This is a genomic window from Streptomyces paradoxus (genome assembly GCF_014202475.1).
GTDB classification, from domain to species: Bacteria; Actinomycetota; Actinomycetes; order Streptomycetales; family Streptomycetaceae; genus Streptomyces; species Streptomyces paradoxus.
Genome location: NZ_JACHGV010000011.1, coordinates 67457 through 89789 on the forward strand (window position 1 = coordinate 67457; position 22333 = coordinate 89789).

Annotated in this window: 21 protein-coding genes; 10 read left to right on the top strand and 11 right to left on the bottom strand. The window is 71.6% G+C overall.

Features of this window, described 5'->3' with window-relative positions; genetic code table 11:
• Positions 1 to 14 precede the first annotated feature (14 nt).
• The 3 genes from HNR57_RS30700 to HNR57_RS30710 form a co-directional block, all read right to left on the bottom strand.
• Positions 15 to 1022: a FecCD family ABC transporter permease gene (locus tag HNR57_RS30700; RefSeq protein WP_184565107.1), complete on the bottom strand. Its 1008-nt coding sequence runs from the start codon at positions 1020 to 1022 to the stop codon at positions 15 to 17.
• Positions 1019 to 2140 (bottom strand): FecCD family ABC transporter permease, encoded by a 1122-nt coding sequence (locus HNR57_RS30705; protein ID WP_184565370.1) that lies wholly within the window; start codon positions 2138 to 2140, stop codon positions 1019 to 1021. The genes HNR57_RS30700 and HNR57_RS30705 overlap by 4 nt, the downstream gene beginning before the upstream one ends.
• 110 nt (positions 2141 to 2250) lie before the next feature.
• Positions 2251 to 3228 carry an ABC transporter substrate-binding protein gene (locus HNR57_RS30710; protein ID WP_184565109.1) on the bottom strand — a complete coding sequence of 326 codons (978 nt, stop codon included), beginning with the start codon at positions 3226 to 3228 and terminating at the stop codon, positions 2251 to 2253.
• Between the two features lie 85 nt (positions 3229 to 3313).
• On the opposite strand from HNR57_RS30710, the gene HNR57_RS30715 reads away from it, so the two are divergent.
• Positions 3314 to 4516, top strand: a complete 1203-nt coding sequence (locus tag HNR57_RS30715; RefSeq protein ID WP_184565111.1) for a YncE family protein — start codon at positions 3314 to 3316, stop codon at positions 4514 to 4516.
• Positions 4517 to 4611: 95 nt separating this feature from the next.
• Here HNR57_RS30715 and HNR57_RS30720 read toward each other — a convergent pair whose 3' ends face one another.
• Positions 4612 to 4770 (bottom strand): hypothetical protein, encoded by a 159-nt coding sequence (locus tag HNR57_RS30720; RefSeq protein WP_184565406.1) that lies wholly within the window; start codon positions 4768 to 4770, stop codon positions 4612 to 4614.
• 94 nt (positions 4771 to 4864) lie between these two features.
• Here HNR57_RS30720 and HNR57_RS30725 point away from each other — a divergent pair, with 94 nt between their 5' ends.
• On the top strand, positions 4865 to 6169 hold the full coding sequence (locus HNR57_RS30725; RefSeq protein ID WP_221343257.1) for an MFS transporter: 1305 nt from the start codon (positions 4865 to 4867) through the stop codon (positions 6167 to 6169).
• Positions 6170 to 6240: 71 nt separating this feature from the next.
• Positions 6241 to 7104 carry an LLM class flavin-dependent oxidoreductase gene (locus HNR57_RS30730; RefSeq protein ID WP_184565115.1) on the top strand — a complete coding sequence of 288 codons (864 nt, stop codon included), beginning with the start codon at positions 6241 to 6243 and terminating at the stop codon, positions 7102 to 7104.
• Positions 7105 to 7119: 15 nt separating this feature from the next.
• Here the strand turns inward: HNR57_RS30730 and HNR57_RS30735 are convergent, their stop codons facing one another.
• From HNR57_RS30735 to HNR57_RS30750, 4 genes are all read right to left on the bottom strand, one after another.
• Complete coding sequence (locus HNR57_RS30735) at positions 7120 to 7752, bottom strand: HAD family hydrolase (protein ID WP_184565117.1); 633 nt, start codon at positions 7750 to 7752, stop codon at positions 7120 to 7122.
• Positions 7753 to 7788: 36 nt separating this feature from the next.
• Positions 7789 to 7956, bottom strand: a complete 168-nt coding sequence (locus HNR57_RS30740; protein WP_376772307.1) for a hypothetical protein — start codon at positions 7954 to 7956, stop codon at positions 7789 to 7791.
• A 177-nt stretch (positions 7957 to 8133) separates the two neighbouring features.
• Complete coding sequence (locus HNR57_RS30745; RefSeq protein ID WP_184565119.1) at positions 8134 to 8634, bottom strand: VOC family protein; 501 nt, start codon at positions 8632 to 8634, stop codon at positions 8134 to 8136.
• A gap of 65 nt (positions 8635 to 8699) precedes the next feature.
• A complete protein-coding gene (locus tag HNR57_RS30750; protein WP_184565121.1) occupies positions 8700 to 11129 on the bottom strand; it encodes a SpoIIE family protein phosphatase in 2430 nt (809 codons plus the stop codon).
• Positions 11130 to 11321: 192 nt separating this feature from the next.
• On the opposite strand from HNR57_RS30750, the gene HNR57_RS30755 reads away from it, so the two are divergent.
• The 5 genes from HNR57_RS30755 (at position 11322) to HNR57_RS30775 (ending at position 16778) form a co-directional block, all read left to right on the top strand.
• Positions 11322 to 12782: an aldehyde dehydrogenase family protein gene (locus HNR57_RS30755; RefSeq protein ID WP_184565123.1), complete on the top strand. Its 1461-nt coding sequence runs from the start codon at positions 11322 to 11324 to the stop codon at positions 12780 to 12782.
• 38 nt (positions 12783 to 12820) lie between these two features.
• Positions 12821 to 13741: a universal stress protein gene (locus HNR57_RS30760; protein ID WP_184565125.1), complete on the top strand. Its 921-nt coding sequence runs from the start codon at positions 12821 to 12823 to the stop codon at positions 13739 to 13741.
• A gap of 33 nt (positions 13742 to 13774) precedes the next feature.
• Positions 13775 to 15010 carry a SpoIIE family protein phosphatase gene (locus HNR57_RS30765; RefSeq protein ID WP_184565127.1) on the top strand — a complete coding sequence of 412 codons (1236 nt, stop codon included), beginning with the start codon at positions 13775 to 13777 and terminating at the stop codon, positions 15008 to 15010.
• 128 nt (positions 15011 to 15138) lie between these two features.
• Positions 15139 to 15510 (top strand): DUF6234 family protein, encoded by a 372-nt coding sequence (locus tag HNR57_RS30770; RefSeq protein ID WP_184565129.1) that lies wholly within the window; start codon positions 15139 to 15141, stop codon positions 15508 to 15510.
• Positions 15511 to 15737: 227 nt separating this feature from the next.
• Positions 15738 to 16778, top strand: coding sequence for a vWA domain-containing protein (locus HNR57_RS30775; protein ID WP_184565131.1), 1041 nt, complete (start codon positions 15738 to 15740; stop codon positions 16776 to 16778).
• Positions 16779 to 16838: 60 nt separating this feature from the next.
• Here the strand turns inward: HNR57_RS30775 and HNR57_RS30780 are convergent, their stop codons facing one another.
• Positions 16839 to 17888, bottom strand: coding sequence for an enoyl-CoA hydratase/isomerase family protein (locus HNR57_RS30780; RefSeq protein WP_184565133.1), 1050 nt, complete (start codon positions 17886 to 17888; stop codon positions 16839 to 16841).
• Positions 17889 to 18075: 187 nt separating this feature from the next.
• Positions 18076 to 18765: a 2-phosphosulfolactate phosphatase gene (locus HNR57_RS30785; protein WP_184565135.1), complete on the bottom strand. Its 690-nt coding sequence runs from the start codon at positions 18763 to 18765 to the stop codon at positions 18076 to 18078.
• A gap of 149 nt (positions 18766 to 18914) precedes the next feature.
• On the opposite strand from HNR57_RS30785, the gene HNR57_RS30790 reads away from it, so the two are divergent.
• Positions 18915 to 19337 (top strand): DUF350 domain-containing protein, encoded by a 423-nt coding sequence (locus tag HNR57_RS30790; RefSeq protein ID WP_107458967.1) that lies wholly within the window; start codon positions 18915 to 18917, stop codon positions 19335 to 19337.
• A gap of 156 nt (positions 19338 to 19493) precedes the next feature.
• Complete coding sequence (locus HNR57_RS30795) at positions 19494 to 21416, top strand: protein-arginine deiminase domain-containing protein (RefSeq protein ID WP_184565372.1); 1923 nt, start codon at positions 19494 to 19496, stop codon at positions 21414 to 21416.
• 289 nt (positions 21417 to 21705) lie between these two features.
• Here the strand turns inward: HNR57_RS30795 and HNR57_RS30800 are convergent, their stop codons facing one another.
• The gene (locus tag HNR57_RS30800; RefSeq protein WP_184565137.1) at positions 21706 to 22224 is read right to left on the bottom strand and encodes a hypothetical protein; all 519 of its coding nucleotides are present in this window, start codon (positions 22222 to 22224) and stop codon (positions 21706 to 21708) included.
• Positions 22225 to 22333: the final 109 nt, after the last annotated feature.

A 22333-nucleotide genomic window follows, 5' to 3' on the forward strand; every position in this document is an offset into this window, starting at 1 on the left:
TCCTTACCTCGACTTCAGAACGTACGGCTCGGCGTGCGGCGCACGACGACCAGCAACAGCGCGGCGCCGAGGCAGGCGGTGAGCGCCCCGACCGGCAGCGTGAGGCGACCGGAGTCCAGGCCCTGGGACAGCAGGCGCGAGGACAACTGCGCCGCGGCATCCGCCCCGCACACCACGACCGCGCCCACCAGTGCGGCGCCGGGAAGGCTCACCCGCAGATCCGCGCCGAAGACGGCCACGGCCAGGTGCGGAACGAGCAGCCCCACGAAGCCCAGCGCCCCGACCGCGGCCACCGCGCCCGCCGTCAGCGCCACCGCGCACAGCAGCGCCAGGGTCCGCGCCGGGCGAGCGGACAGGCCGGCCGCGAGGGCGATGTCGTCCCCGCAGCGCAGCAGGGTCAGTGGCCCGGCCAGCAGCCAGGCCGCGGTCCCCCAGACCAGTGCCCATGGCCACAGCAGGTGCCAGTGCTGCCACACCCGGCCCTCGGTGGTGCCCACCAACCACTGCACCACGCTGCCGAGTTCGCCCGGCTCCACCAGGAGCACCATGGCGGTGAGTCCGCCGAGCACCGCCGACACCAGCACCCCGTGCACGGCGGTCTGTGCCGGGTCGCCACGGCCGCGGCCGGCGAGCAGCCACAGCAGCGCCGCGCCCGCACATCCGCCCGTACAGGCCGCGATGACGACGGCCAGCGGCGAGTCCCACCCGGCGAGTCCCAGGGCCGTCGCGGTGACGGCTCCGAGGACCGCGCCGGGCGTCACGCCCGTCACCTCCGGCCCGGCGAGCGGGTTGCGCAACGCCGACTGGAGGACCAGCCCGGCCACGGCCAGGCACGCGCCCGCACCGAGCGACACCAGCAGTCTGGGCAGGCGCAGTTGGAGGAAGATGTGGCGTTCCGTCGCGTCACCGCCACCGTGCACGACGTCCCAGACCACGCCCGGGGACATGCCGCGCCCTGCCACCAGTTCCACCCCGGCGCACACGACGGCCAGGGCCGCCAGCGCCGCGAATCGCCGGGTCACCGTGCGTCCTCCGTTCCCGTCGGCCGGGAAGGGGACGGGTGGGTCCCGCCGTCCCCGGGATCGTCTCGGCGAGCGTCGTTCGTGGCACCGGCGCGAGGGGCTTCGTCCGCCGCGCCGGATACAGCCGTCCGCGAACCGTGCGGCGCCCTGCCCACGGCCGGCGCGGACCGGGCGGCCCGGCTTCGGCCTCCCGACCGCATCAGAGCGACCCCGGCCGGCACCCCCAGCAGGGCCGTCCAGGCGCCGGCCGGTGTCTCCACGGGTGCCAGCGCCAGCCGGGCAGGGACATCGGCGACCGTCACGACGGCGGCACCCCAGGCGGCCGACCACGGAAGCCAGCGCACCGCCCCCGCCGCGGGGGTGAACCACCGGGCCAGATGCGGGGCGAGGAAACCCACCCACGCGACGGGCCCGCACACTGCCGTCACCGGGGCGATCAGCAGCACGGCGATGGCCAGCGCGGCGAGCCGCGCCCGCTGGGCACGCACGCCCAGCGCCTCGGCATCCTCGTCCCCCAGCCGCATCACCGACAGCACCGGCGCGCACAGCACGAGCGCGGGGACCGCGACGAGCAGCCACGGCCACAGCCCCGCGATGTCGTCCCAGGTCCGGGCGGAGAGGGAGCCGAGCAGGTAGCGGTAGATGAGCTGGAGGTCGAGCTGGTCGGCCATGACCATCAGCACGAGCAGCGCGGCCTGCAACGCGGCGGCGACCGCGGCGCCGGTCAGCAGGACGGCGGACGGGCTGCGGCCCAGTCCGGCGGCGAGCAGCGTCAGCCCACCGCCGAGCGCGGCCCCGCCGATGGCCAGCAGCGGCCGGCCCGCGGCAGGCAGGGACAGCGTCAGCACCAGAGGCGCGGCCACTCCCAGCGCGGCCCCGGACGACACACCCAGCATCTCCGGTACCGCCAGGGGATTGCGCAGTGCCTCCTGCAGCACCAGTCCGGCCGCCCCGAGACAGGCACCGGCGACGAGCGCCAGCACCAGGCGGGGCACGCGGAGTTCGCCGACCACGATCCCGGCGAGGGTGCTGTCCCCGTCCAGTACCGCACCCACCAGCCGGTGCGGTGGGACGTAGGGCGTGCCGAGGCTCAGCGCGCAGATCGAGGAGGCCGCCAGCAGGACGACCACCAGGACGGATTGCCACGTTCGCGCACCGCGCGGGGGCCGCCGTCCGCCTGCCGCGGGGCGGTCCGCCGCCGCGGGCGCCGGGACGGGCACGGGCGCCTTCACCGCAGCGCGGCCGTGGCCTCGTCGAGGACGATGCCCAGCGAACGGGTGCCGCGCCCCTTGGCCCACACTTCTGAGTTGACCTCGTGGACGTCGCCGTTCTTCACGGCCGGGATCTTGCTCCAGAGGGGGTTCCCGGCCAGCTTCTCCGAGAGCTTGCCGTCGGCGTCGCCGAAGCTCATCGTCTCGACGAACAGCACGTCGACGCCCTGAGCGAGGATCTCCTCCAGGCTGTAACCGCCCTCGACACCACGGGACTTCCACGGATACCGGGCGATCTTCGGGAACAGGCTGGCGGCCACGTCGGCCTCGGGGGTCGCGACGCCGAAGTTCTCGTCACTGCCGTAGATGATGAGCGCGGTCTTGTCGCTCGGCGTCTTCTCGGCCTCGGCGAGCTTGGTGCGGAAGGCCTTCTCGGCCTTCTCGCCTTCGGCGGTCCGGCCGGTCAGGGCCGCCACGTCGCGCAGGTAGCCGACGCTGTCCTCCCACGTCTCGGGCTGCATGGGCCAGAACGTGGTGGCACCCTTCAGGGCCGGAGCGAGCTTGCCGTGGGTGTCCCCCAGCCCGATGACCAGGTCGGGCTTGTGAGAGAGGATCGCCTCCACCTCTGGTGCGATGAACCCCCCGGGGATGACGTCGACCTCCTTGGCCTTCTCCGCCCCCAGGAAGCGGGGGTGGGCGAGCAGCGCGCTGTTGGTGGCCGTCGGGACGATGCCCAGTTCGGTCAGGATGTCGTCGCACAGCGCGAACAGGCAGACGATGCGCCCGGGTTCCTTCTTCACGGAGACCTTGACGCCGTTGGTGTCGGTCACGTCCGTCGACGCCTTGATCGGGTCGACGGTGACCTCGGTCCTCGCCGCGGGCTTGGCCTCGTCACTCGCGGGTTCGTCGGACGACGAGCCGCATCCGACCAGCGCGGAACCCACCAGCGCTGCGGTGATCCAACTGCGGACGAATCTCGACGGTGAGCGCAGCATCGATGCCCTCGCTTCTTCTCAGGTGCCGGGAACGCACTGAACATACATGATAATCGTTTTCATAAAACTGGTTTTCGGAGGACTCATGACCGCCAATGCCGCACCCGTCCTGCTCGTCTCCGACCACGTGGCCGGATCCGTCCATGTGCTGACCGTGCCGGACGGCACCGTCACCGGCCGCCTCACCGGCCGTCATCTCTCCGAGCACGCCGGGTTTTTGGCCCTGCCCGGAGGGCGGGTCGCCTGCGTCGACGACCGCCGCGGGGAACTCCTGGTCCTCGACCCCTACGGCGAGAGGCTCGTGGAACGCGCCGTCCCGGTCGCCGTGCCGGCCGAGCACCTCGCCTGCGATCCGAGTGGGCGCCGGCTGGCCGTGACCACCGGCCTGGGCAAGAACTCCGAGCCGTGGTCGGACCTGCTCACCGTCGTCGACCTGGCCACCGGCGAGACCGCACGCGTCCGCACGCGGGTGGGCGAGCCGGGCGTGACGGTGCTGGGCGGCGGCGATCCCCTGGTCGTGCTGCGGCACCGGGAACCCGGGGCATTCGCCGCACACCGCTTCGCGGATCTCCTCGCGGCACCGCCCGGCTGCCCCGTGGTCACCCCCCACGGCCTCTTGCCGCTGCCCGACGACGGCCACGGCGACGCACAAGCCCCCGGCCCGGGGCACGTGTTCGTGGCCACCGGCGAGGGTGTGCACCGGGCCCGGAGGAAGCACGACACGCTCGTGGCCGAGGCCGTGATCCCCTGGGAGGCGCCCGCCCGGGGCTGGTACCTGCGCTGGGACACCCGGCGGGCGGCACTGTGGAGCACACTGCGCGGCGGCGCTCCCGATCCGCTGCGGTGGCCGGAGTGGACCAACCAGGCATGGCACCACGATCCGGAGACGGGTCGCACGGCCCTCACGGAGCTCGGTCCGGGCCTGGTCTTCCGGCTGGCTCTCGCGCGGGACCACACCGCGTTCACCCGCGTCCACCCCGACGGCGACGAACTGCTCCTCCTCGGCGCCGACGGCATCGTCCGCCGCGTCCCCCTGCCCGCGATGGACGGCGCTCCGCGTCGCGGCGGCACCCCCTGGGAAGGCGTCCAGCGCCGGGCCGTTGCCGCCTCACCGGGCTCCGACTGGGTCGCCGTCACCCGCGGCGGCCACGGCGAAGTCCACATCGTCGACGCGCGGACGGGCCACGAGGTGTCCCGCCCGCGGTTGAGCACGCCGCTGCACCACGGCGGCCACATGACCCTGCGCAGCCGGACCGACGGCGCCGAGGGCGATCCCGTGGGCCGGTGACCACGTGACCACGCCTCCGTGCCGACGGACCAGGGGCCGGACCAGGGGCCGGGGCAGGCGCCCCGTTCCGCGGACGGTTGGAGGCGCTCCTCGCCTCAGCAACCGGCCATGGACTTGTCGAAGCCGACCCAGACCAGGACCGGAAGGAGCGAACCACGCAACACCATGAACGTGATCCGTCGCGCACTCGGCGGGAGCGCTCGCTCGTGCCACACCTCGATGTGGTTCCTGGTCGCCCGGTGCTCAGGGCGCATGGCGCGCCATCCCACCACCGGGGACACCTGGGACGCCAGGTGCCGGAGTCTCCGGCCGCTTCCCGTGGGCGGATGTGCAGGGGCCCACGGCATGATGCCTCGGGTGAACCCGAGGAATGACACGTCGGACCGGCCCCGACCGCGCTGGGGAGTCTTCAGCCAACGGGATTTCCGCCTGCTCTGGGTGGGCGAGACCGTGAGCGGCCTGGGGAACAGCATCACCGTGGTGGCCTTGCCACTGATCGCGGTCGTGGGGCTGGACGCCGGCTCCACCGCCGTCGGCTTGCTCACCGCGGCGGCGTGGCTGCCGTGGCTGCTCATAGGTCTCCCGGTCGGGGCATGGGTGGACCGGAGGCGCAAGCGACCACTGATGATCGCGTGTGACGTGGCGGCCGCCGCGGCTCTGGTGAGTGTGCCGTCGGCGGCGTGGCTCGACGTGCTGACCTTTCAGCACCTGGTCGTCGTCGCGTTGGTCTGCGGCACGGCGGCGGTGTGTTTCAACACCGCCTACCACTCGTACATCCGCGTCGTGCTCGACGGCCGCGACCTCTTGGAGGGCAACGCCAAGTTGCAGGGCAGCGCGGCCGCCACCCAGATCGCCGGGCCGGGGGTGGCGGGGCTCCTCGCCCAGGCGCTCGGGGCGGTCACCGCGCTCGTGACCGACGCCGTGACGTTCCTGGTCTCCGCGGTCTGCTTGCAGCGGATCGGCGTCGTCGAGCCGGACCGTGCCCCCGACCCGGAACGCGCCTCTCTGCGGCGGCAGATCGTGGAAGGGCTCCGGTTCGTGGGCCGGGACCGGTACCTGCGGCCCATGGTGACGTGGGGCGCCGTGATCAACTTGGCGCTGACGGGTTATCAGGCGGTCCAGGTCGTGTTCCTGGTCCGCACCGTCGGGCTGAACCCGGGCATGGTCGGGCTGCTGCTGACCAGCGGCAGCGCCGGCGGCATCGTCGGCGCGCTGGTGGCCACCCGGCTCAGCCGGCGGTTCGGCACGGCGCGAGGGCTGCTTCTCCTGCAGCTCACCACCTCGCCGTTCGTACTGCTGCTGCCGATGACCACGCCGGGGCCGGGGCTGCTGCTGTTCGCGACAGGAGCGTTCCTCATAGGAGTCGGCGTCTCCGTGGCCAACATCGTGGTCGGCACCTTCCGGCAGACCTACAGCCCGCCGCACATGCTCGGCCGGGTCGTGGCGACCGCCATGATGATCAACCACAGCACCATCCCGCTGGGATCCCTGATCGGCGGCGTGCTCGGCGACGCCGTCGGATACCGGCCGGCCATGTGGATCATGACGGGTCTGGTGGCGCCCTGCTGGCTCATCCTCGCCATCAGCCCGATGCGCCGCACGCGTGATCTCCCGCAGGCCGGGAAGCCGGAACAAGCGCACGTCGAGGGGTGATGCCGTAGTACGAGGATCCTGGTCACAGGAATCCGATTGCCCCTCGCCGCCCCGCCGCACATCCTGCTGGGATGCGCTTCTCCATCAACATCCCCAACTTCGGGGACTTCGCGGACCCGCGGAACGTCGCGACGGTCGCGTCCGCCGCCGAACAGGCCGGCTGGGACGGGCTCTTCGTCTGGGACCATGTGCTGCACCGGCATCACCAGGGGCGTCCTTTCGGGGATCCCTGGATGCTGTTGACCGCGGCCGCACTGGCGACCTCACGCATGCGGCTGGGCACCTTGCTGACGCCGGTCCCCCGCTACCGCCCGCAGCAACTCGCCCGCCAGGTCGCCACCCTGGACCACCTCAGCGGCGGCCGGGTGACGTTCGCCGCGGGTCTGGGCGGTCCGGTCGAGGACGAGTACCGCAGTTTTGGTGACACCGCCGATCCGCGCCTGCTCGCCGAACGGCTCGACGAGGGGCTGGAGTTGCTGAGGCGCTTCTGGACCGGCCAGCCGGTGGACCACCACGGCCGGCACTACCAGGTCGAGGATGTGACGCTGCTGCCCGCCACCGTGCAGCAGCCAGGCCCACCGGTGTGGATCGGCGGATTCTGGCCGCGCCGCCCACCCATGCGGCGGGCAGCCCGCTGGGACGGCGCGGTACCGCTCTTCGAGACGGCCCGGCACGGTCACGTACCCGATGTGGCCGAAGTCCGGGAACTGGCCGGATACCTGCGCGAGCACCGGCAGGCCGGCGGCGAGCGTCCCTTCGAGTTGGTACTGGGCGGCGCCACACCTCCGGACGCGGCCAAGGCCAAGGACGTCATCGGCCCCCTGCGTGACGCCGGCGCCACCTGGTGGGACGAGCGGCAGATCCAGACCGGCCCCGACCTGGACCGGCTGGAGCCGGTGCTGCGCCGCGTGGAGGCCGGCCCGCCAACCCTCTAGGTGACCCGTTCGGCCTCAGCCCCCGAGAGCGAAAGCCAGCGCCTCCCGCAGGTCCTGCGGCCCGCGGTAGTGCACACCCGTCATGCCCAGGGCGACAGCGGCGTCGACGTTCTCCAGCCGGTCGTCGACGAAGAGGCATCGCTCGACGGCGGTCTCCGCCCGCTCGGCGGCGATCTCGTAGATCTCGCGGTCGGGCTTGGCCACTCCGACCCGGGCGCTGCTGACGACGTGGTCCGCAAGGTCGGACAGTCCCAGGGATTCGAGGTCGCTCTCCAACTCCAGGGTCGCGTTGGTCACCAGGACCAGCGGCAGGTGTTCCCGTATCCGGCGAAGCATCGTGACCACCACGTCGTCAGCCCGGAAAGGCGCCTCCGCCAGTGCCGTTGCCAGCTCACGGGCCTGGGGCTCCGCGACCTCACCGACGAGGCCCCGCACGATGGTCTCCACCCACTCCTCCTTGCCGATCTTTCCAAGGAGCAGCGGCAGGTCAGTCTCCGGCGCATAGGCCACCCTCGTGGTGGTCCCCTCGGCCAGTCCAGCCAGCAGCTCAAGCCTTGCCAGCCGGGTCAGGTCGTAGAACCGGATCACGTTGTCGAGGTCGCACAGCACCGCGTCGAAGGGCCTGTCAGAGGTGTTGATCGGCGTCATCGCCCCTGAATAGCACAGGGACTGTCACCGGCCGGCTCAGCGGAAGCTGTGGGTATTCTCCGCAGCCCACTGCCGGAACGTCCTGCCCGGGGAACCGGTGATCCGCGAGACCGTGTCGCGCACTGCCAGCAGTTCGTCATTGACGTCCCCGCCCGTGACGTCGAGCACCGCGTCCGCGGCCTCCTCCCCGAAGACCGCGGCCATCCGGCTGCGACAAGCGCCTGGCGCAGCACCACCGGCTGCTCGCCACCCGCGCTCACCTGCTGGAAAGACTCGGCCGGCACCAAGTCGCCGCGCGTACCTACCGCGAGGCCGCCGGTCGCACCACCAGCGCTCCCGAGCGCCGCCATCGCACCCACCGCGCCCACCTCTCGGAACGGCTCACCGGTGTGCGTTACCCGTAGCCCCGGGGAAGAAGTCGGCGCCCTGGACGTACGCCATCGCCTCGGTCCACTTCGGGTCGTGGAGGCGGCGTTCCATCTCCTCCGGGCTGACGTCCTCCACCCGCGTCTGGAGCCACCACAGGTTGCCCAGCGGGTCGCGTACCCGCCCGATGCGGTCGCCGAAGAAGAGATGCGTCACCTCGGTCACGGACGTGCCGCCGGCTGCGACGGCCCTGCGGTGCGCGGCGTCGGCGTCCTCGACGTAGAGGCGCAGGAAGGCGGGCGTCGGCGGCCAGTCGGGTGGGGCGTCGAACGGCATGACGATCGAGTCGCCGATCCGCACCTCCGCGTGCCCGATCCGGCCGTCCTCGCCGACGACCCGAGCGATCTCCTCGGCGTCGAACGCCTCCTTCAGGTAGTCGATCAGCCCGGCCGTGTCGCGCGAGATGATCCAGGGCGTGACGGTGTGGTAGCCGTCCGGGATCGGTTGTACGGTCATTCGTTTTCCTCCCGAGTGCGTGCCGCTCCTTCCGAAGCTAGGGGGGCTGTAGGTCAGATCCCGGCCTAATAGTCACCGGGAAGGGCCTGCTCCGCCCAAATGATCTTGCCGTTGGGTATCTGACGGGTGCCCCAGCCCTGGGTCATCTGGGCGACGAGGAGCAGCCCGCGTCCGCCTTCGTCGAAGGTACGGGCCCGGCGCAGGTGGGGCGCGGTCGTGCTGCCGTCGGAGACTTCGCAGATGAGCGTGCGGTCGTAGATCAGTCTCAGTTCGACAGGAGGGCGGCCGTAGCGGATGGCGTTGGTCACCAGTTCGCTGACGACCAGCTCGGTCACGAACACGGCCTCGTCCAGACCCCACTCGGACAACTGCCGGCATGCGGCTTTGCGCATCTCGGCGACCACGGCGGGATCCGGCGGCACCCGCCAGGTCGCCACGTGGGACGTGTCGAGGGCTCTGGTCCTCGCCACCAGGAGCGCCACGTCGTCGGAGGGGCGATCCGTGAGGAGGGTGCTCAGCAGGGCGTCACAGGTGGCCTCCAGATCATGAGCCGGTCGCCGCAGCACCTCACGCATGACGGCGATCTCCTCGTCGCCGTCACGGCCGCGGCCCTCCACCAGCCCGTCCGTGTAGAGGACGAGAAGGCTGCCCTCGGCCAGCTCCAGCTCGGTCGATTCGAAGGGCAGGCCGCCCAGGCCGAGCGGTGGCCCGGCCGGCACATCGAGGAACTCGACGGTGCCGGCAGGTGTCACGAGCGCGGGCAGGGGGTGGCCTGCCCGCGCGATGGTGCAGTGCCGGGACACCGGGTCGTAGACGGCGTACAAGCAGGTGGCACCGATGTCGCCGTCGAGCGGCGCCATGGTGTCTCCCCCGCCGGCCAAGCGGTTGACCAGGTCGTCGAGGTGGGTCAGCAACTCGTCGGGGGGCAGGTCGACATCCGCCAGCGTGCGTACGGCGGTGCGCAGCCGCCCCATGGTCGCCGAGGCCTGGATGCCGTGGCCCACTACGTCACCGACGACCAGAGCGACCCGGGCACCGGAGAGCGGTATGACGTCGAACCAGTCGCCGCCCACTCCGGCCCGGGCGCTGGCGGGCAGGTAACGGGAGGCGACGTCCAGGGCCGCCTGCTCGGGGAGTCGTTGGGGCAGCAGGCTGTTCTGCAAGGTGAGGGAGGTGTCACGCTCACGGGTGTAGCGCCGGGCGTTGTCGATGCACACGGCGGCACGGGCGGTGATCTCCTGACCCAGCAGCAGATCGTCCTGCTCGAAGCGCTGGGGCCGCTGATGGCGGGAGAACGTGGCCACTCCCAGGGTGAGACCCCGCGCGCGCATGGGCACCGCCAGCACCGAGTGGAAGCCGAACTGCCGCATGCGTGCGGCCCGTTGCGGGGCGGTCCGGTCCAGGTCCTCCAGCGCGGCGGGCGTGATGTGCTCGATGACCGGCCGCCCTTGCGCCAGACAGTGTGCCGCGGTGGAACGCTCCGGGTAGTTCGCCACCGTCCCGTGCGGCACCACGGCTTCGGGGCAGCCCTCCAGAACCGACTGGGAGGCGACCCGGCGCAGCATCACCGGACCGTGGGGAGGACCCTGCGGCGGGTCCTCGCCCCCTTCGATCGACGGGAGGAGATCGACCGTGACGAAGTCCGCGAACCGGGGGACGGCCACGTCGGCGAGTTCCTGGGCGGTGCGGGGCAGGTCGAGCGTGCTGCCGATCCGCAGGCTGGCGTCGTCGACCAGGACCAGCCGCTGCCGTGCGAGGTACTGCTCCGTCACGTCGTGCGCCGACAGCAGGACGCCTTCGAGGCGCCCACCGGAGTCGCGCACGGGCACCAGCGAGACCGACCACACGCTCTCCCGCTCATGGCCGGCGAGGTGCAGCGCGGCTCCGAGCTCCTGGGGACGACCGGTCCGCAGCGCGGTGCGCATGCCCTCCTCGGTCCGATCGCTCTCCGGGTCGAGGACGATCTCCGTCACCCGCAGACCGCGCATCTCCTCCTCGGACAGGCCCATCACGCGTTCCATGTCCCCGTTCGCCCAGCACAACCGCAGTCCGGTGTCGTACAGGGCCATGGTGTAGGGAGCCTGCGCGAAACTGCGCCGCACGAACGCGTCGTCCCGCGGCGTGGGTGCCGGCCGGGCCACCGGGGACACCAGGAGCCAGTCGTCGTCTCCGTCGTTCTCCCGACGGTGGGCCAGCAGTCCGACCGTGAGCCGGTGACCGTCCCGGTGCAGGAGGGTGGCAGTCCCACTCCACCTCCGCAGGCCGGTCAGCGAGTCCGGCAGGTGAGGGTGAGCGGCGTCCGCGAGAAGCCGCGCCGCGCTCTCACCGATCACTTCGGAGGCCCGGTATCCGAGCAGCCGCCGGGCCCCTTCGTTCCACGCGGTCACGACACCGCGGCCATCGACGACAGCCCTGGCCGTGGCCGCCTCGTCGACACGTTCCCGCGACCCGCCGCCCGAGGGGCCCCCGTCCCGGGCGGACGCGGATCCGATCATGACCTCATCCCGCCTCACCTTCGCCCGGGGCCGTCTGCCGGGGAGCGCCCTGAACCCGAGGTGCGCCGCACCTTCACTTTTTACGACACTAGACATCAAGCGTGACAGATGTGCGCGAACAGGTCCTCACGGCAGGGCGGCGGTCCTCACAGCAGGAGCGGCGGCACCGGTCCCGGACGGAGGGTGGCACCCATGGCTGTCATCGGCGAGAGGTGGCCGGACCGGGCCGAATGGGCCGGAAAGATCTTCAGCTCGGGCTGGCGGGAGTCCGAGGGCGGCACCCGTCAAGTGATCGAACCGGCCACCGGGGACACACTGGCCCACGTAGGCATCGCGTCGCCCGCGGATGTCGCACGGGCCGGCGCACGGGCCGCCGGCGCCGCCGGGGACTGGGCCGCGGCAGCTCCCGCCGATCGGGTCGGGGTGCTGCTGAGGGCGTCCGGCGCCTTGCGGGAACGCAGCGACGTCTTCCGCGAGTGGATCGTCCGGGAGTCTGCCGGCGTCCCCGCCAAGGGCGACTACGAGATCGCCGCCGCCCTCGCCCAGCTGACGCACGCCGCCGCACTCGCCTCGCTGCCCCGGGGTGAGGTTCTGGCCCCGCAGGCCCCCGGTGGCACGAGCCTGGCGTGGCGGGTGCCGCTCGGTGTCGTCGGTGTCATCAATCCCTGGAACGCTCCGCTGCTGTTCGCCCTGCGCGCGCTGGCGCCCGCGCTCGCGCTGGGCAACACCGTGCTGCTCAAACCCGACCCGCTCACCCCGGTGTCCGGGGGCGTCCTCGTCGCCCGGCTCTTCGAGGACGCCGGTCTGCCCGACGGGGTGCTGCACGTCCTGCCGGGCGGCGCCGAGACCGGGCAGGCGGTCGCGGCGGACCCCCACGTCGCCATGATCGCGTTCACCGGTTCCACCGAGGCCGGGCGTGCCGTGGCCCGTGTGGCGGGTGAGGGGCTGAAACGGGTCCTGCTGGAGCTCGGCGGCAAGAACTCGCTCGTCGTGCTCGAGGACGCGGACGTGGAGGCGGCCGCCCTCGCCGGAGCGGTGAGCACCTTCGGATACCAGGGGCAGGCGTGCGTGGCCGCCGGCCGGCATCTGGTCCACGCCGGCCTGGTCGAGGCGTACACCGACGCGCTGGTCCGGCACGCGCTGGCCCTGCGCGTCGGCGACCCGCGCGAGGAGGGCGTGAGCGTCGGCCCGGTCATCAGCCTGGGGCAGGCCACCAGGATCGAGCGCATCGTCGACGAGAGTGTGGCCGCCGGGGCGCGGGTACTCACGGGCGGCCGGCGCGAGGGGTTCTTCTACCCGCCCACCGTCCTGGACCGCGTCGACCGGGCCATGCCGGCCTACACGGAGGAGATCTTCGGTCCCGTCGCCCCGATCCTGCCCTTCCGCAGCGAGGCGGAGGCCGTCGAGATCGCCAACGACACCGCCTACGGTCTGGCGGCAGCCGTGCACTCCGGCTCAGTACCTAGGGCGACTGCTGTCGCGGAGCGGCTGCGCACCGGCATGGTCCACATCAACGACGTCTCCGCCAAGGACGCGGCGAACGCTCCCTTCGGAGGCATGGGTGTGTCCGGCAACGGCTCCCGCATCGGCGGCACGGCCAGCCTGGAACAGTTCACCCAGTGGCGCTGGATGACGGCACCAGGACCGTCGTGACACCGGGCAGGGCCCCTCCACGAGGGAGGAGTGCCACCATGACGAAGCCGGTGGTGGCGGGAGTCGACGGTTCACCGTCGAGTCTGGACGCGGTCGAGGTGGCCGGCCATGAGGCCGCGATCCGTGGTGCGGAGCTTCGGCTGGTTCATGCCTTCGGGCGCTCGTCCTCGCACCTCCCGGCCGGCGGACCGCCGTGGGACCCCGCCGGGGCAGGGGTGCGCGAACTGCTCGACGGGACACTGGCGGCAGCCGAACGGCGGGCCCGCGACGTGGCACCCCGGGTGGACATCACCCGCGACGTCACCGTGGGAGAGCCGCTGACGGTGCTGGAGATCGCCTCGCGCACGGCCTCACTCGTGGTGGTCGGCAGCCGCGGTCTGGGCGCGTTCAGCAGCCTGCTGCTGGGCTCCACGTCCGGGCATCTCGCCGCGCACGGCCGCTGCCCCGTGCTGGTGGTGCGGGGGCGCCCGAACCCGGCAGGTCCCGTGCTCCTGGCGGTCGACGACTCACCCGCCTCCGAGGAAGCCGTACGTTTCGCCTTCACCGAGGCGTCCCTGCGGGGCGCCGACCTCATGGCGCTGCACGTGTGCCGCACGGGGAGTCCGGATGTCTACGACGGTCCCGCCGATCCTCCCTTCGTCACCTATGACGAGACGCACCTGCGGGAGCACGCCGAGCGCGTCCTCGACGCGGCACTCGCCGGCCGGCAGGAGAGGTATCCGGACGTCCCGGTGGTGCGTAGGCCGGTCGTCGGCCGGGTGCGGCACACCCTCATCGACGCGAGCGCGGACGCGCAGCTGCTCGTCGTCGGAGCGCGCGGCCGGGGCGGCTTCACCGGCCTGCTGCTGGGCTCGGTCAGCCAGGCCGTCCTGCACCACGCGCACTGTCCTGTCGCGGTGGTTCGTCACCTGGGCAAGGACCCCGCGGCAGCGGAGGGCGGTGAAGGGGGTCCCCCGTAGACTGCAACTGCAAGCGGCGCCCGCGAGCGCGTGATGACGGTGGACATCGATTTCACGGCCTTCTTCGACACCACGCCGAGCCCGTATCTGGTTCTGGACACGGACCTGGTGATCCGCTACGCCAACCCGGCCTACCTGCAGACGACCGGCCGGACCCGTGGCGAACTGATCGGAAAGCACTTCTTCGACGCCCTGCCGCCGCGTCCCGGCACCCCCGACGACCCGCAACAGAACGTGAAGGCGTCCTTTGTCCGGGCCCTGGACACCGGGAAGCCGGACGTCCTGGTGCTCCAGCGCTACGACATCCCCGCCCCCGGCCGGCTGGACGGGTTCGAGGAACGATGGTGGTCGAAGATCCACACTCCGCTTCCCGGACCCGACGGCACGGTGAAGTGGATCGTCCAGCGGGCCGAGGACGTCACCGCCTTCTTCCACTCGGGCCGGGCCGGACAGCTCGGCGAGGAAATCACCACCCGGGAGAAGGGGCTGGCGGCCGAGCTCTACGCGCGCACCGACGAACTGCACCGGCTGAACCGGGAACTGCTCCAGGCCCATGCCCGGGAACGGCAGGTCGCGGTCACGCTGCAGGAGGCCATGCTCTCCGTCCCCGATCTGAGCCGCCACGACAACATCGCCGTGCGGTACCTGCCGGCGACCACCTCACTGAACGTCTGCGGCGACTGGTACGACGTCGTCGACCTGCCGCCCGACCGTTATGCCGCGGCCGTCGGGGACGTCGTCGGCCACGGCCTGCACGCCGCGGCGGTGATGGGCATGCTGCGCAGCGCCCTGAGCGCCGTCATCCGGGCCATTCCCAGCCCCGCGCAAGCGCTGGAGGTCCTCGGCCTGTACGCCCGGTCCGTGGACGGCGCGATGGCGGCGACGGCGGTCAAGGTGCTCATCGACACCCGCAGCAGACTGATCATCTACAGCAACGCCGGGCACCCTCCGCCCGTTCTGCTGCACCGGGACGGAACGTGCGAGCTGCTCGACAGGGCCACCGATCCGCCCCTCGGCGCACGCGAGCACCATGTCCCGCGCCCCCAGGCCGGCGTCACCTACACGCCGGGCGACACCCTCGTGCTCTACACCGACGGGCTGATCGAGCGCCGCGACGAGGACATCGACGCCGGCCTGGAACGCCTGACGACGGCTCTGGGCGCGGACCGCACGCTCCTCCCCGGCCCGCTGGCCGACGCGCTGCTGGCCCGCCTCGACGTCACCGAAGGCGCCCCGGACGACATCGCCCTGATCGTCATCCGCTTGTAGTCCGGTACACGTGCCCGCCCGCCGGGCGGCTCGTGATGCGGGCCGGTCCGGGTGACCGATGGTCACAGTCGGGTTCCTCCACGGTCCGGGACGGCCCTGAACACGCCATTCCGTGGTGCAGTCGGGTCATGGCCTCACCGTCCACGGATGACCAGGACTCCCCGACGCCGTCGCGGCGCGAACGCCCCTCACGGCTGACCGACATCGCCGTTGCCCTGCTGCTCCTGGTCGCGGACGCCGTCATCGTCGTCGTCGCCGGGCTGCTGCTCCTCGCGGTCGGGCTGGGAACCTCGGAGCCGCCACGCTCCTCATCGGCCCCGCGCACCCGCGACACCCCGGCTGTGACCTGGCTCATCATCTGGGGCGGTCCGGCACTGGCGGCAGCGGGCGCCTTCGTGCACGCCCGCCTGAGGATGCCCGTCACCGCCGTCGTGCAGGGCCTGTTCACGCTCGCCTGCGTCTTCCTGGCCGTCGCCTGGACGCGCATGCTGCTGTCGTGACGCCGGCGCTCCCCGCCCCTGCCCGGCGCACCGCCGCGAGGCAGGGGAAGGGCTGCGTGACCTCCCCAGGTGCGCAGCCCTTTCCCGTCCAGCCGCAACCGGATACCCCGAGATGCGGATCCCACGCCTCACCCGCCGACCCGGCGCCGGGAGCCAAGATCGATTGTCAGTGGTGGGTGAGAAGGTAGAAGCATCGAACCGGAACACCGGAACAAGGGGGAGTTGTGATGTCCGGAAGCCAGAATTACATCAATCACGTTGCTCTAGTGCTCGATGCCAGCTCGTCCATGTCGCACCTGAGCCACAAGGTCGTCGAAGTCGCCGATCAGCAGATCGCGTACCTCGCCCGCCGGTCCAAGGAACTGGATCAGGAAACCCGCGTCACGGTGTACGTCTTCGCCGACAAGGTGCAGTGCGTCATCTACGACAAGGACGTGCTGCGCATGCCGTCGCTGAAGCAGCTGTACCGCACCGGCGGAATGACGGCCCTCCTGGCAGCCGCGCTGAAATCGCAGCACGAACTGGCTCAGACGGCCCAGCTGTACGGCGACCACAGCTTCCTGACGTTCGTGCTGACCGACGGGCAGGAGAACGCCAGTCACCGCTGCCCTGATTCCCCGGCCAGGGATCCCCGCGAACTGGTCCAGGCCGTGGCCCAGATGATCGCGACGCAGCAGGACAACTGGACGCTGGCCGTCCTGGTGCCGGACCAGATGGGCAAGCGCGAGGCCATGCAGTGCGGTTTCCCCAAGGACAACATCGCCATCTGGGACGCCACGAGCACGCAGGGCCTGGAGGAGGCCGGGCAGGTCATCCGGCAGGCCACCGAGAATTTCATGATGGGCCGCACCCAGGGCATCCGGGGATCGCGCGCGGTGTTCTCCACCGGCGCGGAAGCGGTCAACAAGGACACCATCAAGGCGGCCGGACTCACGCCGGTCGATCCGTCGAAATACCGGCTGATACCGGTGGCCCGCAATGCGGCCATCAGGGAGTGGGTCGTCGAATGCGGGCACACCTACCGGACCGGCGCGGCCTTCTACCAATTGAGCAAATCGGAGAAGATCCAGGCACAAAAGCAGATCGCGGTGCTGGAGAAGAAGACGGACCGCGTCTATACGGGGCCCGAAGCGCGAACGCTGCTCGGACTGCCCGACGCGGAAGTCCGCGTCAAGCCGGACCACAATGACCACTTCACCATCTTCGTGCAGAGCACCAGCGTCAACCGGAAACTCGTACCCAGCACGCGGCTGCTGCTGATGCTCTGACATGTCGTGAACGTCGGGGTGCCGGAGGCCTCGCCGCCCCCGGCACCCCACCTCGTCGGCTCACAGGCCGAGTTCGCGCTCGCCGAGCGGGGTGAAGAAGCGCTCGACATCGGTGTCGGTGACGTCGGCAAGGGTCTTCGGGGACCAGCGCGGCCGGCGATCCTTGTCGACGACCTGCGCGCGGATCCCCTCCACCAGGTCGGGCATGTCCAAGGCGGCGCAGGAGACGCGGTACTCCTGGTTCAGGACCTGCTCCAGCGAGCCGAGCTCCCGGGCGCGGCGAAGGGAGGCGAGGGTGACCTTGAGGGCGGTCGGCGACTTGGCGAGCATGGTCTCCGCTGCCTCTTTGGCTGCGGGGTCGCCGTGCGCGAGCAGCCGGCGCACGATCTCCTCCACGGTGCCGGCGGCGTAGCAGCCGTCGATCCAGTCGCGCCGGGCGGCCAGGACGCCCTCCGGCGGTGTCCGCACATGGCTGTCGAGGGCCTCCCGCACGGGCAGCTCGGCCAGGGCTTCGAGGAACTCCGGCAACGAGGCCGCCGGCACGCAGTGGTCGGCGAGTCCGCACAACTGCGCATCGGCGGCGCCGATCTGAGCACCCGTCAGGGCGAGATGCGTGCCGGACTCCCCGGGAGCCCGGGCGAGCAGATGAGTGCCGCCCACGTCGGGCACGAAGCCGATGCCGGTCTCCGGCATGGCGACCCGGGACCGCTCGGTGACGACGCGGACGCTGCCGTGTGCCGAGACACCGACGCCGCCGCCCATCACGATGCCGTCCATCACGGCGACGTACGGCTTGGGGTAGCGGGCGATGCGGGCGTTGAGGCGGTACTCGTCGCGCCAGAACCCGGCGGAAGCCGTGCCGTCGCCGTCGCGGGCGTCGTCGTGGATGGCGCGGATGTCACCGCCGGCGCAGAGGCCCCGCTCACCCGCGCCGGTGATGACGACGGTCTTCACGGCAGGGTCCCGCTCCCACTCGACGAGGGCCTCGTCGATGCGGCGGACCATGGTGTGCGTCAGGGCGTTGAGGGCCCGGGGCCGGTTGAGTGTGATGTGGGCGGCATGCCCGCTGGTGTGGAAGAGGACGGGTTCCGGTTCCTCGGCTCCGCTCATCGGAACAACGCCTCCCCCAGGCCCTGGGCCACGATGACGCGCATGACGTGTCGACTCCTTTCCCTTCACGTCGAGGCCTCTTCGTCCGCCGCTGCCGGCGCCGGATCACCTCGCCACCGCGGACCCTACGGTGCCTGATGGCCGGACGTGTCAGGGGTCCCCCGCCCCGAGCCCGCGATCCGCCGCATCACCGGCCCGGCACGCTCCGCATCGTGGGGCGGAGGATCATGAGGGAGTCTTCCGAGCTCGCCACCATGGCGAAGGGGAACCGGTCGAGCTCGAGGCAGAGCGCGACGTCGTCGGGGTGGACGCCCTGGCGCACACCTTCCGCCAGCTCGGCGGCGGCACGCGACGCACCGGCGCGCCGGAGGAAGTCGGTCGCCTCCGTCCCGGCCTCGGTGGCCCGCATGGCGATGTACTGGGCGCACGCGAGGTCTTCATCGGCCTGCCCGCCCTCGCCGGTGACCACGAAGGTGACGCGGTCGCACGCGCGCGTCCGCAGGAGGCGGGCCGTCGCCTCCGCCACCACGAAGCCGGCGCACAGCACGAGCGACGCCTCCCTGACCGCGAGGGCGCCGACCGTCCCCGCCGTCGTCTTCTGCACGACGGTCCGCCCGGCGAGGTCGGCGGAGCGCAGCAGTCCCGGTGAGTTGACGGCGTCGAACCCGGGCGCGGGCGGACCGTCCTTGAGCGCCACCCAGTCGGGGTGGCGGGCCTTGAGCGCGAGGGCGTCGTCCAGCGATTCCGCGAGAACGATCTTCTCCGCCCCTCGGGCGAAGGCCCAGGCGGCCACCGTGTAAGCACGCATGACGTCGACCACGACGGCCACGGACGGGGTTTCGGCGAGCTCCGGGATGCCAAGGAACCGAGTCTCCATCGGGTCATGATCGCGCATGCCCTTCCCGCGTCCAGCAGGATGCGGACAACAGGCCGGCCGCGGGGAGGACCGGGCGCCGATCAGCAGGCTTCACGTGTGCGCTACATTTTGCCTTTCTTTGATCTCTACGCTTCGGAGTTGGCAACCCCATGAGCGACATCGTCAATGGACTCGGGCGGGCCACCGCATACGGCGGTCTGGGACTGGTCCTGTTGCTCCTCGGCATCGTCCTGGTCGACGTGCTGACGCCTGGAAAGCTCGGGCGGCAGATATGGGAACAGCGCAACCGTAACGCGGCCACCGTCCTCAGCTCCGCGCTGCTCGGTATCGGCGGCATCGTGTTCACGTCGATCTGGACGACGTACGAGGACTTCGGCAAGGGCCTTGTCTCGACCGCGGCGTTCGGGCTGCTGGGACTGGTGATGATGGCGCTGGCGTTCCTGCTCGTGGACCTGGTCACGCCGGGCCGCCTGGGTGCCACGCTGGTCGAGACGGAGCCTCATCCCGCGGTCTGGGTGACGGCCTCGTGCAACCTCGCCGTGTCCGCCGTCATCGCGGCGTCCATCGCCTGAACCGCCGGCGAGGCAACTCCCGACGCACAGGGAACGCACAGGCACTGTTCCACCTCTTGCAGGGCGGAGAAGCCCCCCAACTGAGAGGAACGTGCCGTGCGTTCACCCAGACGTATACGTTCGCGCCTGTACCCGGCCGGGTCGGTGGTCCTGGCCATGGCTGCCGCCGGATCCGTGCTGGCAGGGCCGGCCGGCCCCGCCTTCGCCGCGGGGACGGGCGTAAGCGCCGATCTGCGGGCGGACGTGAACCGCGACGGCCGGGTCGATGTCACCGGTGGCAGCGACAACACGGGTGAGGACGGCTGGTCCGTCAACCGTGGAGCCGTGTACCTGCCCAACATCGATGACGACTCCAAGCGGTGTCCGGTGACCACGCCCGGTGGGGAGCCACTGACCGACGCCAAGCTGGCCGCGTGCAACGACGGCTCCGACACGAAGGTCAACGGCACCGCGGACGCGGCCGACCTCGCCCGGATGCGTTCCGTGCCCATGCCCGGCCTTCCCGCGGACGCCAAGGGCAGTCTGAAGATCACCACGGGAGGCAAGCACGCGCACCTCTTCCTCAAGCGGGCCGGCAAGTGGATCCCGGTGACGTCCGGGACCCGGCTGACGGCCGCCGAGTTGCGCTCCGGGGCGGAGTTCGGGATCGAGGCCACCGACGTCGTCCGTGACACCGCCAAGTGGGACGGCCGTGCGGTGGTCCGGCTGACGGTGACGTCCGGACAGAAGTCCACCTCCGACGCCGTGACCCTGCGCGTCGCGCCGCTGCTGACGCAGCATCACCTCCAGAACACGCAGCAGGTGATGGTGTCCAAGGTCCAGGGCAACGGCCCGGACAGCCGTCTGCAGCGCCAGTTCGTCGCCGCTCTCGGGAAGGAGGTCAAGAAGGCCGGGATCACGACGCCCCTGATCACCTTCGAGAAGTACGCCGACCGCTGGGCCCAGGACTTCGTCGAACCGGCCTACGTCAGCATGACCGGGCCGGGCGGTCAGCGGCAGGTGATGCGCGTGATGCTGCGGTCCGCCCAGCCGGACCGGGACGCGGGCCGGGAGCTGTTCGAGAGGGTGCGCGGCCGGGACATCGGTGTCGTGCAGGTGACCGACAGGGCGGAGCCCGACGACTGGTCGCTGAACTCCATGGGGAACCTGGAGACCATCCCTCCCTACGCGCACGGCGGACGCTCCTTCCCGGCCGGCCGGATCATCATGGGCGAGCGCAAGGACAGCGGGGCGCGCCCGTCGAAGGTGATGCGGACGATGCTCACCTCGCAGGGACTGCAGAACCCGCTGCTGCTGGACACCTCCTGGCTGGGCGTCGGCCACGTCGACGAGTTCGTGCAGTTCCTGCCCGCCGACACCCCGCGCGGCTGGCGCATCGGCATCGCCGACCCGCAGGCGGGGCTGCGGCTGCTGCGCGACGCCAAGCGCGACGGCCACGGCAGGACGAAGATGTTCTCCGTCCCCGGTCGCAGTGGCACTCCGGCGCCCAAGGAGACCATCGACCAGGCGCTCGCCTCCCGTCATCTGGTGGCCGACAACGAGATGGCGGCGCGTCGCATCGCGGCCAACCTGGAGATCCTCAAGCGCGAGACGGGGGTCACCGACGAGGAGATCGTGCGGGTGCCCGCCCTGTACACCCGTGACTCGGAGGCCCTGACCGCCGACGGACAGGAGGTTCCCGTGCCGCGTCTGACGCGCATGGGCGCCGGTTCCGACCTCGTGGACAGCCTCCGGGAGCAGGGCCAGCAGAAGTGGCTCGCCGAGAACCCCGCCCAACGGGCGGCGGCTCCGGCCACGGTGACGACCAGCGCATACGTGCCGGGTGCGGTCAACGGCGTGCTCCTGGGGCGCGACCGCTACCTCGCGCCCCGCCAGTGGGGACCCGTCATCGGCGGCAAGGACATCTTCACGGAAGCCGTGACCGCCGCCTACCAGCGGGTCGGCCTGAATGTCTCGTACATCGACGACTGGTACACGTACCACCTCGGTATGGGTGAGGTGCACTGCGGCACCAACACCCTGCGCGACGCGACGGCCGCGTGGTGGCAGCGCCCGGTGGCGAGTGGCGACGGGGCATAGCCGGCGAGTGGCTACCGGCTGCGGGTGCGGGGTCCGTCGTACTGCTGGTCCGTGACGGGCTCCGCCCACCGGGTCTCGGGGGTGCCGTCGCCGGTGCCCTCCGAGGAGGGCTTGCGTCTGCTCGCCTCCTGGGCCGCGACGCAGGAGACCCCGGCTCCCTCGCAGCACAGGCCATGACCGTAGGGGGGAGGTCACAGCCACCGCTGTGCCGCCTCGACGCTGTCGCCGCCGCTGACCGGGGCCGCCTCCACGGGATCCGGCTCGCCACCGTCTGCCGGCCCGCCCCTGATCAGTGCCCGGCGGCCGCCTTCACCAGGGCGACCGCCACACCGATCGCCGCGTCCACGAGGCCCGCCACCGTCGCCGCCACGGCGCCGCCTCCCATGCGCAGCCCGCCCACACAGCCCCACAGGAAGAGGGAGAAGACGCCCACCCCCGCCGCCGTCATCAGCGCGGCGTCCAGGGACAGGACGTCCAGCGCGGCCAGGGCGATCAGCACGGCCGGACCCACGGCGCAGGACAGCAGGGGGCTGCTGACGTACAGCATGCGGCGCAGCTCGCGGCCGGTGGCGAGGTGGCGGTGGACCGTGCGGTGGGCCTGCTGGTCGGCGACCAACGCCGCGAGCCACAGCCCCAGTGCGGTCGTCAGGACCGTGGCGACGGCGCCGAGGGAACCCACGTCGCCGAGGGACAGTCCGACCACGACGGCGATCATCGTGATGGTCGCGTAGATCCGCTCCTTGAGACGGTCCGCAAGTACACCGGCCTCCGTGCCGGCCGGCACATCCGCTCCCCGGTCGTCCGCCACCTGATGCCCCTCGCCTGTCCCGGGACGCGGGTGCCGCGTCCCTGCCCGGTCGTCGCGGCACCCGCGCTGTGCGTAAGCCGGTCACGGCTACCAGCATGCCTCCCGCCGC

Excerpts from the sequence above, each read along its gene's own strand:
- HNR57_RS30710 (WP_184565109.1), bottom strand. The coding sequence starts at position 3,228 with ATGCTGCGCTCACCGTCGAGATTCGTCCGCAGTTGGATCACCGCAGCG.
- HNR57_RS30715 (WP_184565111.1), top strand. The coding sequence starts at position 3,314 with ATGACCGCCAATGCCGCACCCGTCCTGCTCGTCTCCGACCACGTGGCC.
- HNR57_RS30720 (WP_184565406.1), bottom strand. The coding sequence starts at position 4,770 with ATGCGCCCTGAGCACCGGGCGACCAGGAACCACATCGAGGTGTGGCAC.
- HNR57_RS30725 (WP_221343257.1), top strand. The coding sequence starts at position 4,865 with ATGCCTCGGGTGAACCCGAGGAATGACACGTCGGACCGGCCCCGACCG.
- HNR57_RS30730 (WP_184565115.1), top strand. The coding sequence starts at position 6,241 with ATGCGCTTCTCCATCAACATCCCCAACTTCGGGGACTTCGCGGACCCG.
- HNR57_RS30735 (WP_184565117.1), bottom strand. The coding sequence starts at position 7,752 with ATGACGCCGATCAACACCTCTGACAGGCCCTTCGACGCGGTGCTGTGC.
- HNR57_RS30740 (WP_376772307.1), bottom strand. The coding sequence starts at position 7,956 with ATGGCCGCGGTCTTCGGGGAGGAGGCCGCGGACGCGGTGCTCGACGTC.
- HNR57_RS30745 (WP_184565119.1), bottom strand. The coding sequence starts at position 8,634 with ATGACCGTACAACCGATCCCGGACGGCTACCACACCGTCACGCCCTGG.
- HNR57_RS30750 (WP_184565121.1), bottom strand. The coding sequence starts at position 11,129 with ATGATCGGATCCGCGTCCGCCCGGGACGGGGGCCCCTCGGGCGGCGGG.
- HNR57_RS30755 (WP_184565123.1), top strand. The coding sequence starts at position 11,322 with ATGGCTGTCATCGGCGAGAGGTGGCCGGACCGGGCCGAATGGGCCGGA.
- HNR57_RS30760 (WP_184565125.1), top strand. The coding sequence starts at position 12,821 with ATGACGAAGCCGGTGGTGGCGGGAGTCGACGGTTCACCGTCGAGTCTG.
- HNR57_RS30765 (WP_184565127.1), top strand. The coding sequence starts at position 13,775 with ATGACGGTGGACATCGATTTCACGGCCTTCTTCGACACCACGCCGAGC.
- HNR57_RS30770 (WP_184565129.1), top strand. The coding sequence starts at position 15,139 with ATGGCCTCACCGTCCACGGATGACCAGGACTCCCCGACGCCGTCGCGG.
- HNR57_RS30775 (WP_184565131.1), top strand. The coding sequence starts at position 15,738 with ATGTCCGGAAGCCAGAATTACATCAATCACGTTGCTCTAGTGCTCGAT.
- HNR57_RS30780 (WP_184565133.1), bottom strand. The coding sequence starts at position 17,888 with ATGAGCGGAGCCGAGGAACCGGAACCCGTCCTCTTCCACACCAGCGGG.
- HNR57_RS30785 (WP_184565135.1), bottom strand. The coding sequence starts at position 18,765 with ATGGAGACTCGGTTCCTTGGCATCCCGGAGCTCGCCGAAACCCCGTCC.
- HNR57_RS30790 (WP_107458967.1), top strand. The coding sequence starts at position 18,915 with ATGAGCGACATCGTCAATGGACTCGGGCGGGCCACCGCATACGGCGGT.
- HNR57_RS30795 (WP_184565372.1), top strand. The coding sequence starts at position 19,494 with ATGGCTGCCGCCGGATCCGTGCTGGCAGGGCCGGCCGGCCCCGCCTTC.